At 71.8% G+C, this 14,256-nt stretch carries 11 protein-coding genes, 1 tRNA gene and 1 riboswitch; of the genes, 8 read left to right on the top strand and 4 right to left on the bottom strand.

Annotation, left to right across the window (positions count from 1 at the left end; all coding sequences use genetic code 11):
• Positions 1 to 47: 47 nt before the first annotated feature.
• Positions 48 to 1,109, bottom strand: coding sequence for an iron-containing alcohol dehydrogenase family protein (locus ACFWP2_RS07625; RefSeq protein WP_380449329.1), 1,062 nt, complete (start codon positions 1,107 to 1,109; stop codon positions 48 to 50).
• Complete coding sequence (locus ACFWP2_RS07620) at positions 1,097 to 1,852, bottom strand: sugar phosphate nucleotidyltransferase (protein WP_380449328.1); 756 nt, start codon at positions 1,850 to 1,852, stop codon at positions 1,097 to 1,099. The genes ACFWP2_RS07625 and ACFWP2_RS07620 overlap by 13 nt, the downstream gene beginning before the upstream one ends.
• 569 nt (positions 1,853 to 2,421) lie before the next feature.
• Here ACFWP2_RS07620 and idi point away from each other — a divergent pair.
• Entirely contained in the window at positions 2,422 to 3,075 is a 654-nt protein-coding gene (idi, locus tag ACFWP2_RS07615; RefSeq protein ID WP_359901625.1) for an isopentenyl-diphosphate Delta-isomerase, read from the top strand.
• Positions 3,076 to 3,132: 57 nt separating this feature from the next.
• On the opposite strand, the gene ACFWP2_RS07610 is transcribed toward idi, so the two are convergent.
• Positions 3,133 to 3,699 (bottom strand): ATP-binding protein, encoded by a 567-nt coding sequence (locus tag ACFWP2_RS07610; protein ID WP_380449327.1) that lies wholly within the window; start codon positions 3,697 to 3,699, stop codon positions 3,133 to 3,135.
• A 321-nt stretch (positions 3,700 to 4,020) separates the two neighbouring features.
• Here ACFWP2_RS07610 and ACFWP2_RS07605 point away from each other — a divergent pair.
• From ACFWP2_RS07605 to ACFWP2_RS07575, 7 genes are all read left to right on the top strand, one after another.
• Positions 4,021 to 4,105, top strand: a tRNA-Leu gene (locus ACFWP2_RS07605).
• 315 nt (positions 4,106 to 4,420) lie between these two features.
• Positions 4,421 to 6,061, top strand: a complete 1,641-nt coding sequence (locus ACFWP2_RS07600; protein WP_380449326.1) for an APC family permease — start codon at positions 4,421 to 4,423, stop codon at positions 6,059 to 6,061.
• Between the two features lie 273 nt (positions 6,062 to 6,334).
• Positions 6,335 to 7,771 (top strand): aldehyde dehydrogenase family protein, encoded by a 1,437-nt coding sequence (locus ACFWP2_RS07595; RefSeq protein ID WP_380449325.1) that lies wholly within the window; start codon positions 6,335 to 6,337, stop codon positions 7,769 to 7,771.
• A gap of 277 nt (positions 7,772 to 8,048) precedes the next feature.
• Entirely contained in the window at positions 8,049 to 8,486 is a 438-nt protein-coding gene (locus tag ACFWP2_RS07590) for a Pycsar system effector family protein (protein ID WP_380449324.1), read from the top strand.
• Between the two features lie 69 nt (positions 8,487 to 8,555).
• Entirely contained in the window at positions 8,556 to 9,209 is a 654-nt protein-coding gene (locus ACFWP2_RS07585; protein ID WP_380449323.1) for a Crp/Fnr family transcriptional regulator, read from the top strand.
• 173 nt (positions 9,210 to 9,382) lie between these two features.
• The gene (locus ACFWP2_RS07580; protein ID WP_380449322.1) at positions 9,383 to 10,150 is read left to right on the top strand and encodes a hypothetical protein; all 768 of its coding nucleotides are present in this window, start codon (positions 9,383 to 9,385) and stop codon (positions 10,148 to 10,150) included.
• Between the two features lie 11 nt (positions 10,151 to 10,161).
• The gene (locus tag ACFWP2_RS07575) at positions 10,162 to 12,264 is read left to right on the top strand and encodes a hypothetical protein (RefSeq protein WP_380449321.1); all 2,103 of its coding nucleotides are present in this window, start codon (positions 10,162 to 10,164) and stop codon (positions 12,262 to 12,264) included.
• A 129-nt stretch (positions 12,265 to 12,393) separates the two neighbouring features.
• Here ACFWP2_RS07575 and ACFWP2_RS07570 read toward each other — a convergent pair whose 3' ends face one another.
• A complete protein-coding gene (locus tag ACFWP2_RS07570; protein ID WP_380449320.1) occupies positions 12,394 to 13,851 on the bottom strand; it encodes a glycine hydroxymethyltransferase in 1,458 nt (485 codons plus the stop codon).
• A gap of 19 nt (positions 13,852 to 13,870) precedes the next feature.
• A riboswitch (ZMP/ZTP riboswitch) is annotated at positions 13,871 to 13,967 on the bottom strand.
• Between the last annotated feature and the right edge of the window lie 289 nt (positions 13,968 to 14,256).

The raw sequence follows: 14,256 nt of genomic DNA, 5'->3' as shown, positions 1-14,256 counted from the left end.
TGCGGGTCAGGTCCACCGGGGGCCGTCGGGCTCCCGCGGTGGAGGGGTCAGCTGTTGACGGCTTGGACATAGTCGGCGTACGCGTCCCTGATTGCGGAAGGGGAGAGGTCGAGGTGTTCGAGGATGGTGAAGCGCCCCGGTCGGGTGTTCGGAGCGTAGTGCACCGCTTCGGTGAACTCCGCCTCGGTGAAACCGATCTGAGCCGCGGTCACCGGCAGTCCATGGCTCGCCAGGCGCTCCACGATCAGACCGGACAGCTCACGCTCGCCCCGCAGGAAGCTGGCGAAGGCGGCGCCGAGGCCGACCTGCTCGCCGTGCTGGGCGGACCGCTTGGGATACAGCACGTCCAGGGCATGCGAGATCTCGTGGCAGGCACCCGACGAGGGCCGGGTGCTGCCCGCGATGTTCATCGCGATGCCGGACAGTACCAGGGCCTCGGCCAGCGCTGTCAGGAGGTCCTGGTCCTGGGTGCTGCCCGGGTGCCGGAGCAGGTTCTCGCCCGCCGAGCGGGCCATCGCCACGGCCAGTCCGTCCACCGGCTCACCGGTCACGGCGTGCGACAGCTCCCAGTCCGCGCACGCGGAGATGTTGGAGACGACGTCGCCCACACCGGCCGCCACGAAGCGCTGCGGGGCCTGCCGGATCACGTCCAGGTCGACCACGATGCCGATCGGGCTGGGCACCCCGTAGGAGCCGCGCCCGGCGTCGTTGTCCAGGGTGGAGACCGGCGAGCAGATGCCGTCGTGGGCCAGGTTGGTGGCGACCGCGACCAGCGGCAGGCCGACCCGGGCCGCGGCGTACTTGGCGGCGTCGATGATCTTGCCGCCGCCGAGGCCGACGATCGCGTCGTAGTGCCCGCCGCGCATCGCCTCGGCCAGCCGCACCGCGCTGTCCAGGCTGCCGTCGTCCACGTTGTACCAGTCGGCTCCGGGCAGGGCCGGCTCCAGGCGGCGGCGCATGGCCGAGCCGGAGCCGTTGCTGATCGCGACCGCGATCCGGCCCGAGGCCGACAGCCGCTGGTCGGCGAGGATGCCGCCGAGCGCGTCCAGCGCGCCCGGGCGGATCTCGACGAACAGCGGCGACGGAACCAGTCGGGTCAGTACCGGCACGCGATCTCCCGCGCCTTCGCCAGGTCGTCGTGGTTGTCGACCTCGACCCAGGAGACCTCGCCGATCGGCTGCACGTCGATCCGCAGGCCGCGGTTCACCATCTCCTGGTAGCCGTCCTCGTAGTACAGCTGCGGGTCGCGCTCGTAGGTGGCGCGCAGCGCGTCGGTCAGGTCGGCGGCGGCGGACGGGTTGATCACCGTGACGCCGATGTACTCGCCGGTCGCCTCGGCCGGCTCCATCAGCTTGGTGATGCGGCGCATGCCGGTGGCCGGGTCGACGACGACCTTCATCTCCTCGTCGGCGAGCTGCTTCACCGTGTCGAGGGCGAGCAGGATGCCGGGGGCGGTGCCGGCGTCGATCAGTCGCCGGTTGCCCTCCAGCATGGTCCGCTGGACGGAGGCCGGGTGGACGGTGTCGCCGTTGGCGAGCAGCAGGCCCTCGGCGAACAGCTCGCGGGCGCACCAGAGCGAGTAGGCGTTGTTCCACTCCTCGGCCTTGTCGTTCTCGACCAGGTGGAGCTTGACGCCGTACTTGCTCTCCAGGGCGTCCTTGCGGTCGTACACCGCCTCCTTGCGGTAGCCGACGACGATCGCGGCCTCACGCAGTCCGACCTCGGCGAAGTTGCCGAGCGTGAGGTCCAGGACGGTCCGTTCCCCGTCGACCGGCACCAGCGCCTTGGGCAGGGTGTCGGTGTACGGGCGCAGCCGGCGGCCGGCGCCGGCTGCCAGAACGAGGCCGATCATGCGGGTCTCCTGATCCGTCGTGCTGTGCGCGGGGCCGCGCCGGTGGTCGGCGGCGCCACTGGTTCGCCCGGACCGGCGTTCGACCGGGCCGGGCGGCGGCGCGCCGGTGCCGGCACAGATCCGGGCACCGTGTCGTATGTGATGGTAGGCGACCGGGGCGACCGGCCAGAACGCGCCCGCGGGCCCGGGCGGCGGCGGGCGGCGGGCCGGGGCGCCGGGCGGGGGTGGTGGCCGGCGGCGGGCCGGGGCGGTGGGGCCGTGCGGGAATCCGCCCCCGGGTCCGCCCCCAGGTCCGCCGCGAGCCGGTCGAACGGCATCCGAACGCGCGACGAACGATTCTGCGAATTCCGTGACTCTTTCGAGGGCTTCCTGGATCCTTCACTGGCCGGTTTCCGACTCCTCCGGGTCATGATCCGTCCGGTTGTGCGTGGGACCCCTGGCGAGTGCCACCCATACGGCAGACTGGAGCCCGACGCCGGCGCCGGTGCCCCTGCTGTGTCCGCCGCACTCCACCCGGTGCGTCGGAGACGCCCGATGCTTCCGTTGCTCCCGTTCCCGAAAGAGGCCCCATGCCCCAGAGTCTGCCGACCGACCCGACGCACTTCGCCGCCGAGATCGACACCGGCCTCGACGTGGAGACCGACGTCACGGTCGACCCCCGGGCCACCGGGTCCGCCCCGGCCGGAGCCGAGATCCTGCTGGAACTGGTCGACGACGAGGGCGTCACGATCGGCACCGGCGAGAAGCTCTGGGCCCACCAGCAGCCGGGCCGGCTGCACCGGGCCTTCTCCGTCTTCCTGTTCGACCGCCAGGGCCGGCTGCTGCTCCAGCGCCGGGCGCTCGGCAAGTACCACTCCCCCGGCGTCTGGTCGAACACCTGCTGCGGCCACCCGTACCCGGACGAGCCGCCGTTCGTCGCCGCCGCCCGGCGCACCGCCGAGGAACTGGGCGTCGCACCGGCGCTGCTGTGCGAGGCGGGCACCGTCCGCTACGACCTGCCGGACGAGGCCTCCGGGCTGATCGAGCGGGAGTGGAACCACCTGTTCGTGGGACTGGTCACCGCGCCGGTCGAGCCGGACCCGGAGGAGGTGGACGACTTCGCCTTCGTGACCGCGCAGGAGCTGCGGGAGCTGCGCGCGGAGCGGCCGTTCTCGGTCTGGTTCGAGACGGTCTTCGAGGCCGCGCTGCCGGGCATCCGGGAGATCGCCGGACGGGACTGGTAGTCCGGTCGCTCCGGCCGCTCCGACTGTCGGCCCGGCCTGCCCGGTCGGCCCGGCCCGTCAGTGGCCGGGCTCCGGGGGGACGGGCAGCGAGGCCCAGATGACCTTGCCGCCCTCCCCCGTGTGTTCGACGTCGCACACCCCGCCGGCCTGCAGGGTGACGCTCTTCACCAGCAGCAGGCCGCGCCCGCCGGTGCTGCCGGTGTCGTTCTCCAGCGCCTTCGGCCGGTACGGATCACCGTCCTCGACCGCCACCCGCACCGAGGCCCGGCGCACCGACAGCTCGGTGACCACCTGGGGGGACAGTTCGGCGGCGTGCGTCACCGCGTTGCTCACCAGCTCCGAGACGATCAGCAGCAGGTCGTCCACCAGCTCCTGGTAGCGCACCCCGGTCATGCCCTGGGCCCGCAGGCGGTCGCGCACCGCGTGCCGGGTGAGCGGCACCGAGGCCTCGGCGGCGGGCACCGGGAAGCGCCACACACCCTCGGCCGGGCCTCCGGAGGCCGTGGCCCCGCCCTGGCCCTCCCTCCGCCTGCCGCGTCTCGGTTCGGCCTTCGCCGCTCCGCTGATCTGCTCCACGTCCAGCCGCCCTTCGTCCGCGACCCGGGAATCAGGCGATCCGCTCATGGCGCCCTCGGTCCACAGACGCTACGAGAGCCGTCGCGGCGGCCGTGGCACCGTCGACAAGTTGCCCGTGTCGGACCGGTTCCGGCCGGAACCGACCGCGGACGGTGCGGGAGTCGACCGGTTCCTTCGCGGACGCCACCGGTTCGGGCCGGATTCGAGCGCGTTCGCAGGCCGTACCAACCTGTGCGGGCCGGGCGGGCCCGCCCCGAGGGCCCCGGTGGCCCGGCCCGAGGAAGCGCAGGTGAGAAGCACTCCAGAACCCTGGTAATGTTCTCTATGTCGCCGAGGGGGCGAGGAAAAAGCCCCCGAAGCACACACCCGGTCCGGGTGGCGGAATGGCAGACGCGCTAGCTTGAGGTGCTAGTGCCCTTTATCGGGCGTGGGGGTTCAAGTCCCCCCTCGGACACAGCCGAATTCCCCGTGGGAGCCGAGAGGCACCCACGGGGAATTTTGTTTTTCGGGCCGCCCGCCTCCTCGGGCCCACCCCGATCGCCATTCCCGGCCACCGCCCCTTCCAGGCGCTGTGACGTCGGCCTCCTCACCGGTCCGCACCGGCCCGGAAGCCGGACACGAGATGGCAACAATCAGACGGTTTGAGCTTTCCCTGAGGTATTCACCCGTTTTCGGACCATAAGCTGCTCTCCGTTTGTCCGAAATAGCGACTCAAAATCGCAAAAACACCGACACCACCCGATGAACCACGAGCGAGAGGACCGATACGTTGAGTGAGCCCGAATCGTCGACGGCATCACACCAGAACTACCGCCGATCGCTCGGCACGATCAGCCTGACCGCGGTCGGGCTGGGGTCGATCATCGGCTCCGGGTGGTTGTTCGGCGCCGAGCGGGCCGCCAAGCTCGCCGGACCCGCCTCGATCCTCGCCTGGGTGATCGGCGCCGCGGTGGCGCTGACCATCGCGCTCACCTACAGCGAGCTGGGCTCGATGTTCCCCAAGGCCGGCGGCATGGTCCGGTACGGCCAGTACTCGCACGGCTCGCTGGCCGGCTACCTGGCCGCCTGGGCCAACTGGATCGCCATCGTCTCGGTCATCCCGGGCGAGGCCACCGCCTCCGTGCAGTACATGAGCTCCTGGCACTTCGGCTGGGCGCAGGGGTTGTACGACGGCAAGGAGCTGACCCTCAGCGGCGTGGCACTGGCCAGCGTGCTGCTGGTCGTCTACTTCGTCCTCAACTGGTTCGCGATCACGCTGTTCGCCAAGACCAACACCGCGATCACCGTCTTCAAGGTCATCGTCCCGACGGTGACCGCCGGTGCGCTGCTCTTCGCTCACTTCGACTCGGCCCACTTCACCGACCACGGCGGCTTCGCGCCGAACGGCTGGAGCTCGGTGTTCACCGCCGTCGCGGTCTCCGGCATCGTCTGGGCCTTCAACGGCTTCCAGTCCCCGCTCAACCTGGCCGGTGAGGCCCGCAACCCCGGCAAGTCGCTGCCGAAGGCCGTCATCGGCTCGATCCTGATCGCCCTGGTGATCTACGTCGCGCTGCAGATCGCCTTCCTCGGCGCCATCCCGGGCGGCGACCTGGCGAACGGCTGGAGCAACCTCTCGTACACCTCGCCGCTGGCCGACCTGGCCATCGCCTGGGGCCTGAACTGGCTGGCGATCCTGCTCTACGCGGACGCGTTCATCTCGCCCTCCGGCACCGGCATGATCTACGCCGCCACCACCTCGCGCATGATCCACGGCGTGCAGGAGAACGGCCACCTCCCCAAGATCTTCGGCAAGGTCGACGCCAAGACCGGCATCCCGCGCCCGGCGCTGCTGCTCAACCTGGTCGTCGCCTTCCTGTTCCTCGCGGTCTTCCGCGGCTGGGGCTCGCTGGCCGAGATCGTCTCGGTGGCCACCGTGATCTCGTACATCACCGGCCCGGTCGCCGTGATGGCGCTGCGCCGCCTGGCCCCGGACCTGCCGCGGCCGGTCCGGCTGCGCGCCATGCCGGTGATCGCCCCGGTCGCGATGGTGTTCGGCTCGCTGGTGCTCTACTGGGCCCGCTGGCCGCTCACCGGCAAGGTCATCCTGCTGATGGCCGCCGGTCTGCCGATCTGGGCCTGGTACGAGCTGCGCAAGCCGTTCGCCGAGCTGAAGCCGCACCTGAAGGCGGGTGCCTGGATGGTCGCCTACCTGTTCGTGATGGCCGGCGTCTCCTGGGCGGGCAGCGCCGACTTCGGCGGGCACGACTACCTGCCGGAGGGCTGGGACCTGCTGATCGTCGCCGCGATCGGGCTGGCGTTCTACTACTGGGGCGTCGCCAGCGCCTGGGCCAACCCCTCGCTGGCCGCGGTCCGCGAGGAGATGGCGGCGGAGGCCGAGAACGCCGGGGCGGCGGAGCCCTCCCGGGTTTGATCCTCCTCACACCGTGAAGGGTCGGTCGGATTCCTCCGACCGGCCCTTCGGCGTCCGCGGTGCGCCGAGGTGGGCATCGAGCCGTTCGGCGTCCGCGGTGCGTCGAGGTGGGCATCGAGCCGTTCGACGAGTACACCGCGCGGTTCGCCCCGACGTCACCGTCAGGTCCGCCGATCCGGATTGACTCTTGCGCGCGGCCGCCCGGGCCGCATTGACTGGCCTCCGACTAGCGCTGCTAGTTAAAGGGCGGCTGAGTGGACGAGAGGACGATCGGTGCGGCAGTACGCGCAGTACCCGGAGCACGGCGACCAGTACATCGACGGCGAGTGGCGGCCCTCCGGTGACACCGGGTCGATCACCGTACTGAACCCGGCGACCGAACAGGTGCTGGCCACGGTGCCGGCCGGCGGCTCGACCGACGTCGACGCGGCGGTGACGGCGGCCCGCCGGGCGGCCCGCGGCTGGGGCTCGACCACCCGGGAGGAGCGGCTGGCGCTGCTGACCCGGCTGCGGGACGGGATCGCCGCCGCGCAGAACGAGATCACCGAGACGGTCGTCGCCGAGCTGGGCTCGCCGATCGGCTTCACCGGGGCGGTGCACGCCGGGCTGCCGCTCGCCGTGGCGACGTCCTACCTGACCCTGCTCGCCGAGCACCCCTTCGAGGAGCGGATCGGCAACTCGGTGGTGCACGCCGAGCCGGCCGGGGTGGTCGCGGCGATCACGCCGTGGAACTACCCGCTGCACCAGATCGTGGCCAAGGCCGTCCCGGCGCTGGCGGCCGGCTGCCCGGTGGTCCTCAAGCCGGCCGAGGACACCCCGCTGGTGGCCCGGCTGTTCGCCCGGCTGGTGCACGAGGCGGGCTTCCCCGCGGGCACCTTCAACCTGGTGACCGGCACCGGCGCGGTGGCGGGCGCGGCACTCGTCGCGCACCGGGAGGTGGACCTGGTCTCCTTCACCGGCTCCACCGGCGTCGGCCGGCAGATCGCCGAGACGGCCGGCCGGGGGCTGAAGCGGGTCTCCCTGGAACTGGGCGGCAAGTCGGCCAACGTGGTGCTGCCGGGCGCCGACCTGGCCCGCGCGGTCAAGGTGAACATCGCCAACGTGTTCGCCAACTCGGGCCAGACCTGCAGCGCGCTGACCCGGCTGCTGGTGCACGAGGACCAGTACGAGGAGGCGGTCGCCCGGGCCGAGGAGTTCGCCGCCCAGTACCGGCCGGGCGACCCGACCGACCCGCAGACCCGGATCGGCCCGCTGGTCAACGCCAGGCAACTCGACCGGGTGCGCGGCTACATCGACGGCGCGCTGGCCGAGGGCGCCCGGCTCCTCGTCGGCGGATCGGAGCCGGTCGCCGAACTGCCCACCGGCTACTACGTCCGCCCGACCGTGCTCGCCGACGTGACCCCGGAGATGACGGTGGCCCAGGAGGAGGTCTTCGGCCCGGTCCTGGCGATCCTCCGCTACCGCGACGAGGACCACGCCGTCGAACTCGCCAACGGCACCCCGTACGGCCTGGCCGGCGGCGTCTGGGCCCGCGACACCGACACCGCCGCCGCCTTCGCCCGCCGCCTCGACACCGGCCAGGTGGACCTCAACGGCGGCCGCTTCAACCCGCTCGCACCCTTCGGCGGCTACAAGAACTCGGGCCTCGGCCGGGAGCTGGGCCGCCACGGGCTGGAGGAGTTCCTCCAGTACAAGTCGCTGCAGTACTGACCGGACCGCCGGTGCGTGGTGGTGCGCGGGCCGTCCGGTCCGCGCACCACCGGGCGCCGCTGCTCACCCGGCCACCCGTCCGCTCCGCGGGGTGACGCAGGTCTCGGCGGATCGGCAATCCAGTGGGCAGTACGGGCCGGCGATCGCTCGGACACTGGGGCCTCCGAGTCCCGTAGACCGAGGGAAGGCCCCCGTCATGCGAGTGATCCGTCCCCTTGCAACCGGTCCGACCGGCCGTCAGGCTCCGGTCCGGATGGTGTCGTCCACCCAGGAGGTCATGGCAGAGCTGCAACGCAGCGACGCCAAGGCCACCGGCATCGGAGCCGCGGCCGTCGGCGGCATCACCATGGCCACCGCGCTGAGCAGCACACTGCCTCCGCTCTCCCCTGCGGCCAAGGTGACGCTCCTGGGCGCCATCGCGCTCCTGCTCGGCGCGCTCGCCCTCTCGTTGGCGGCCGCCAGGCCCCGGCTCCGCCACGAGGGCCACCGCCCCCTCTCCTACCTGGAGTTCGCCGGTTTGACGCCGGAACAGCTGGTCGAGTCGTTCTCGGAGCGGAACTCCGGTGATCTCGCGACCGCACACGCACGGCGTCTGGTGGAGCTCTCCCGTCTCGTCCTCCGGAAGTACCGCCTTCTGCGGCGCGCGGTCGACCTGCTCTCCTGCGGGCTGGCGCTGGCCACGGTGGCCGCCGCTCTGATGCTTGCGGCACACTGAACGGATCACCTTGTCCGGCCGGCACGTCGGCAATCCGCCGACCGTGGGACCGGCCGTCGGAGGCGCCACGTGCAGGAGTCACACCGGGAGTTCCTGAGCGACGAGAAGTGGTCGCTCCTGCGGCAGTTGGCGCCGGAGCGGTACCGCGCCTCCCGCACCACGCTGCTGCGGCAGGACGAGCCCGCCACCTGCGTCGTGCTCCTGGAGACCGGCAGTGTGATGGTGACCGCCGACGGTCCCCGCGGCGGCGAGCAGCTGCTCGCGGTGCGCGGCGACGGCGAACTCCTGGGCGAGATGTCGGTGTTGGCGGAGGGGGTGCGCAGCGCGACCGTACGGACCCTGGAGCCCTGCCGGGTTCGCGTGGTCCCGGCCGTGGACTTCACGGAGTTCGTCGAAGCGCACGGCCTGCTGCGACCGCTGCTCAGGCACTCCTACAGCCGGCTCCGCGAAGCCGACCGGACCAAGCTGGAACTCACGACCGGATCCGTCGCGCTCCGGCTCTCCGGGCTCCTCATGCGGCTCTCCGGCCCGGCGACGCCCGGCGGCCCGTCCCGGATCCGGTTGCCGCAGGAGGACCTCGCCAAACTGATCGGCGCCTCCCGCAACGCCGTCGGCAAGGTCCTGAAGGAGTGGAGCCGGCACGGCTGGCTGACCACGGCCCCGGGCGGCGGCGTGACGGTGACCGACCTGCCGGCCCTGCGTAGGCACGCCGCGGAGCGGTAGGACCGCCGACGTCGATCGCACAGTGGCGCAGCTCACTTCCGTCCTGCCATCCGTTGGGCAGCACCGACCGCCCGCTCGGAGGCATGATCGCTGCCGAGCGCGCGGACCCCGGACCCGCACCAGTACCCGCACCCGCACCCGCACCCGCACCCGCACCCGGAGGACAGACAGACATGCTCCCCGCCCCCGTCGACTGGGATGACCTCCCGCCCGACCTCGCCATCCTCGTGGTCGACATCGTCGGCTACAGCAAGGTGCCGGAGACCGCGATGCCCGGTCTTCGGGCCGCACTGGACGCCGCCGTCGCCGAGACCTTCACCCGCATCGACCTGGCCGCTCTCTGGGCCGACGAGCGCCGGGGCAGCGATACGGGGGACGGCTGGATCAGGATCGTGCCCGCCGCGAAGGTCGTTCGGCTGGTCGACCCGGGCATCGCGCTCCTGGAGGACGCGCTGCACCGCCACGACCGGGAGCGGCGTGCCCACGAGCCGGTCCTGCGGACCCGGCTGAGCGTCCACCTCGGCCCGCTCTCCCCCGATCACCGGGGCGATGCCGTCAACGACGCGTGCCGTCTGGTGGACAGTGACGAGGTCCGCGCCGCGGCCGGGGTGGCCGCGGAACACGACTCGTTCGTCGCGGCGATCGTCTCGGACGAGGTCCACCGGCGGGCCGTCGCCGCCGGTCGCACCCGCACGCTGTCCGAGCGGGACTTCCTGGACGTCTCGGCGGCCGTGCCGAAGAAGCAGTTCCAGCGCGCCGCGTGGGTCCACGTACCGCGGCTCGCGCCCGCGACGGTCAAGGCGGCCCTCGGCCGGAAGGAGCCTCCCGTGGAGCCCGCACCAAGCCCCGCGGCCGGTCCACAGCTCACCTTCAACGGCAACGTCGGCACAGCCGTCGGATCAGTCGAGACCCTGAACGTGGGGGGCGTCAACTTCGCATGACCATGGACGACTTGGAGCGGATTCAGGCCTTCCTGCCCGCGCCGGTCCGCACCGCCCCGGCCGGTACCACCAGCAAACCCGTCACGCCGGAGCGCGCTGCGCCCTCGTTGACGTTCATGGCGGACGTCGGGATCGCCGTCGGCCAGGTCGACAGGATGTACCAGGAGATCCGTCAGGACTTCCTCGAGGCCAGGACGCTGGACCGCACCAAGCTGCTCGAATCCCGGACGTTCACCCTCCCGTCCACCTGGAACACCGTCCGAACGCAGCTGATCGACGCGCTGGCGGACCCCGGGGTGCGGGTGATCATCGTGGTGGCCCCGCGCGGCTACGGCTCGACCACCTTCGTCCACCACCTGCTGGCGAGCCACGCGCCGGGCGAGATGAAACTCGTCGAGCTCGAACCGGACGGGCCGCGCCCGAGGGTCTCGAGGATCCGCCGGGATCCCGGACGGGCCTACCAGTTGGACCTCAAGGACCCGCAGACCGACCGCCCGTCGACGACGTTCCTCGGCGACGTCGCCGGAAGCGTCTCGATGCTGCGGCAGGCCCGCTCGCTCTGGGTCCTCAACATCGCGGCGGATCTGTGGACGGAACAGCGGACCTGGCCCGTCGCGCCCGGGGTCCGGGTGGTCGAGCTCCGCTCCCCGCCGGAGCCGTACGCCGTCGCGGCGCGCCATCTGACGGCGGCCGGCATGTCCTGGCTCGTGCCGTACCTCCGGTCGGACACCGCCCGGGTCCATCTGTCGTCCCTGCGCAACGCGGTGGAGGCGGTGCGCGCGGCCGGCGCCGTGGCCGAGCAGTGGCTGGAGTTCAAGCGCGACCACCCGGAGGAGGCCGGCTGGATCGAGGAGGGACTCGGTCGGCCCGGTGAGGCGGGCGACGACGCGTGCCATCCCGAACTCCGCACGAGCGTCGAGAACGCCCTCGGCGACTGGCGCACCGAGTTGGACGGCGTCTTCGCCCACGGCGGCGACAGCGGTGGTGCGCTGTCCCTGCCCGACCGCTGCCTGTTGCTCTCCCTCGCCCTCCACCGGGTCGCGCCGGCCGCCAGGATCTCGCGGGACGCACGCGCCTTGGAGGAGCTGATCGCCAAGAAGGACCGGACGCACGCTCCGACGAACCTCGGCCAGGTCTTCGCCGGGCGCGGACTTCGGCAGCGGCTCACCGCGCTGCACGCGACGGTGAGTTCCCAGGACATCGTCTCGCTCAGTCGTCCTGGCTACGGCCAGGCCGTCCTCACGTACGTCTGGGACAACTACGAGGACATGCGGTCCGTCCTGCTGGAGTGGCTGATCGCGACCGCCCCGACCGAGCGGGGCAAGGCGGACAAGAGCGTCTCCGCCCTGACCACGCTGGCGGCCCGGCACCGGGCGCCGACGGTTCTGACCGAGATCCGCGACACCGCCCACGAGTCCGGGCGGTCGGACATGTGCGCGGCCGTCATGGCACGCGTGCTCGAGGACGCGGGGATGGAGCGGGCCGCGTGGGCCCGGCTCTACGACTGGGCCGACGACCGCCACCACGGAACGCAGTCCGTGGTGGTCGACGTGGCGGAGCACGTCCTGAGCGCCGAGGACCCCGGGGGCAGGGGGCACCGCAAGGCGATGACGCGGCTGCGTCGGGTCGCCTCGACTTCGAGGGACCAGTCCCTCCTCGGCAGTGTCTTGGCCGTCTTCCGTCGTCTCGGCCACCGGGAGGAGGGACGGAACCTGCTGCTCTCCGAGGTGCTGCGCTGGCGCGAGAGGAAGGCCGCCCGATCCGGGAAGATCGCCATGCTGGCGCTGATGGGGCAGTTCGACGGCCCGTGGCCCTGGCTGCTCGGTACGGCCAACGAGAAGGCTCGTACCGAGATCGACGAAGGCCTGCGGGACCTCCTGGCGGACCCGCAGTTCGAGCCCCGGGCGGTCACCGCCATCTGCGCGTGGTTCGAGGCCGCGGCGACCGACACCGAGGCGTACGCCGCCGTCCGGGACCGGGTCGTGCCCGCGCTGGGCGGACACTCGTCGCGGGACGCCGGAATCGACTTCTTCCGCCAGGTCGACCGACTGGCCCTGCCCGACGGCACCCAGGTCGGCGATGACGTCTGGGCCTCGTTGGTCCGGCTGCGGTGACCTGAGGCCCGCTCACGGCCGGCAGCTGACGGCTGACGGCTTTCAGCGAACAGATGACAGATTTCGAAATCTGTCATCTGTTCGCTGTCGACTGTCTTCTGCAGGCCGTCCGCCGCCTGTCGTTCGCCGTCAGGCCAGGTCGACGCCCGGGTAGAGCGGGTACGGGGCGAGCAGGTCGGCGGCGCGCTTGGCGGTGGCGTCGCGGAGCGTGGCGTCCAGGGCGTAGGTGGCCTTGGACGGGGCGCCCTTGGCCGTGGTGGTGGGGGTGGTGGCGCTCAGGACGGTGTGGATCAGGTCGGCGATCTCGTCCATCTCGGCGGTGCCGAGGCCGCGGGTGGTGAGGGCCGGGGTGCCGAGGCGGACGCCCGAGGTGTACCAGGCGCCGTTCGGGTCCTGCGGGACGGAGTTGCGGTTGGTGACGATGCCCGAGTCGAGCAGGGCCGCCTCGGCCTGGCGGCCGGTCAGGCCGTAGCCGGAGACGTCGGCGAGGACCAGGTGGTTGTCGGTGCCGCCGGTGACCAGCTTGCCGCCGCGGCGCAGCAGGCCCTCGGCGAGCGCCTGGGCGTTGGTGACGACGGCGCGGGCGTAGGCCTGGAACTCCGGGCGGCGGGCCTCGGCGAGGGCGACCGCCTTGGCGGCCATGACGTGCGAGAGCGGGCCGCCGAGCACCAGCGGGCAGCCGCGGTCGACGTGCTCGGCCAGTTCCGACTGGCACAGCACCATGCCGCCGCGCGGGCCGCGCAGGGACTTGTGGGTGGTGGTGGTGACGATGTGGGCGTGCGGGACCGGGTCGTGGTCGCCGGTCAGCACCTTGCCCGCGACCAGGCCGGCGAAGTGTGCCATGTCGACCATGAGGGTCGCGCCGACCTCGTCCGCGATCTCGCGCATCGTGCGGAAGTTCACCAGGCGCGGGTAGGCGGAGTAGCCGGCGACGATGATCAGCGGGCGGAACTCGCGGGCGGTCTCGCGCAGCGCGTCGTAGTCGATCAGGCCGGTGGCCGGGTCGGTGCCGTAGCTGCGCTGCTCGAACATCTTGCCCGAGATGTTGGGCCGGAAGCCGTGGGTGAGGTGGCCGCCGGTGTCCAGGGACATGCCGAGCATCCGCTGGTTGCCGAGCTCCTGGCGCAGCCGTGCCCAGTCCTCCTCGGTGAGGTCGTTGACGTTGCGCACCTGGGCGCGCTCCAGGGCCGGGCTCTCGACCCGCTGGGAGAGGACGGCCCAGAAGGCGGTGAGGTTGGCGTCGATGCCGGAGTGCGGCTGGACGTAGGCGTGGTCGGCGCCGAACAGCTCGCGGGCGTGCTCGGCGGCGATGCCCTCGACGGTGTCGACGTTGCGGCAGCCCGCGTAGAAGCGGCGGCCGACGGTGCCTTCGGCGTACTTGTCGCTGAGCCAGTTGCCCATGGCGAGCAGGACGGCCGGGGAGGCGTAGTTCTCGCTGGCGATCAGCTTGAGCGAGGCGCGCTGGTCCGCCAGCTCCTGGCCGATGGCGGCGGCGATCCGCGGTTCGACGCCGGCGACCACGTCGAGGGCGCTGCGGAAGGCGGTGTCGGCCGCGGCGGAGGCGGCGGTGTGGGGCTGCTGGGCCATGGCGGTCTCCTGGTGGGGATGCGGGGGCCCAGGCGCTCGGCAAGTTCACGTGAGGATCCACGGGGCCGCTTCCCGATGGTTGATTCCATCCCTACGCGCCAGTTGCGGCCCACCGGGATCGTATCAACACCGCAGGGACTGTGGCGGAGGTCTCAGAATGCGGAACGGGCGGTCCGCTATGCCCCTCTATGTCCGTTCTTCTGCAACGCCGGTGTTTCGGCGAAATGAAGCCGCCACATTTCCCGAAACAGTTCGGCAGGAATTAACCGGACGACCGTCGAAGGTGATTTGCGGAACCTCGGACGCATCCGATCCAATGTCGTTCGAACGGCCGCCGGGAAAACCCCTGGGCGCCGTACCGGAAATGCCCACCAGCGCACCCTCACCCATGGGGCGGCGGAGAAT

Origin of the sequence: Kitasatospora sp. NPDC058444, assembly GCF_042721415.1 — a bacterium.
Taxonomy (GTDB): Bacteria; Actinomycetota; Actinomycetes; order Streptomycetales; family Streptomycetaceae; genus Kitasatospora.
This window is presented reverse-complemented; position numbering and strand designations above follow the sequence as displayed.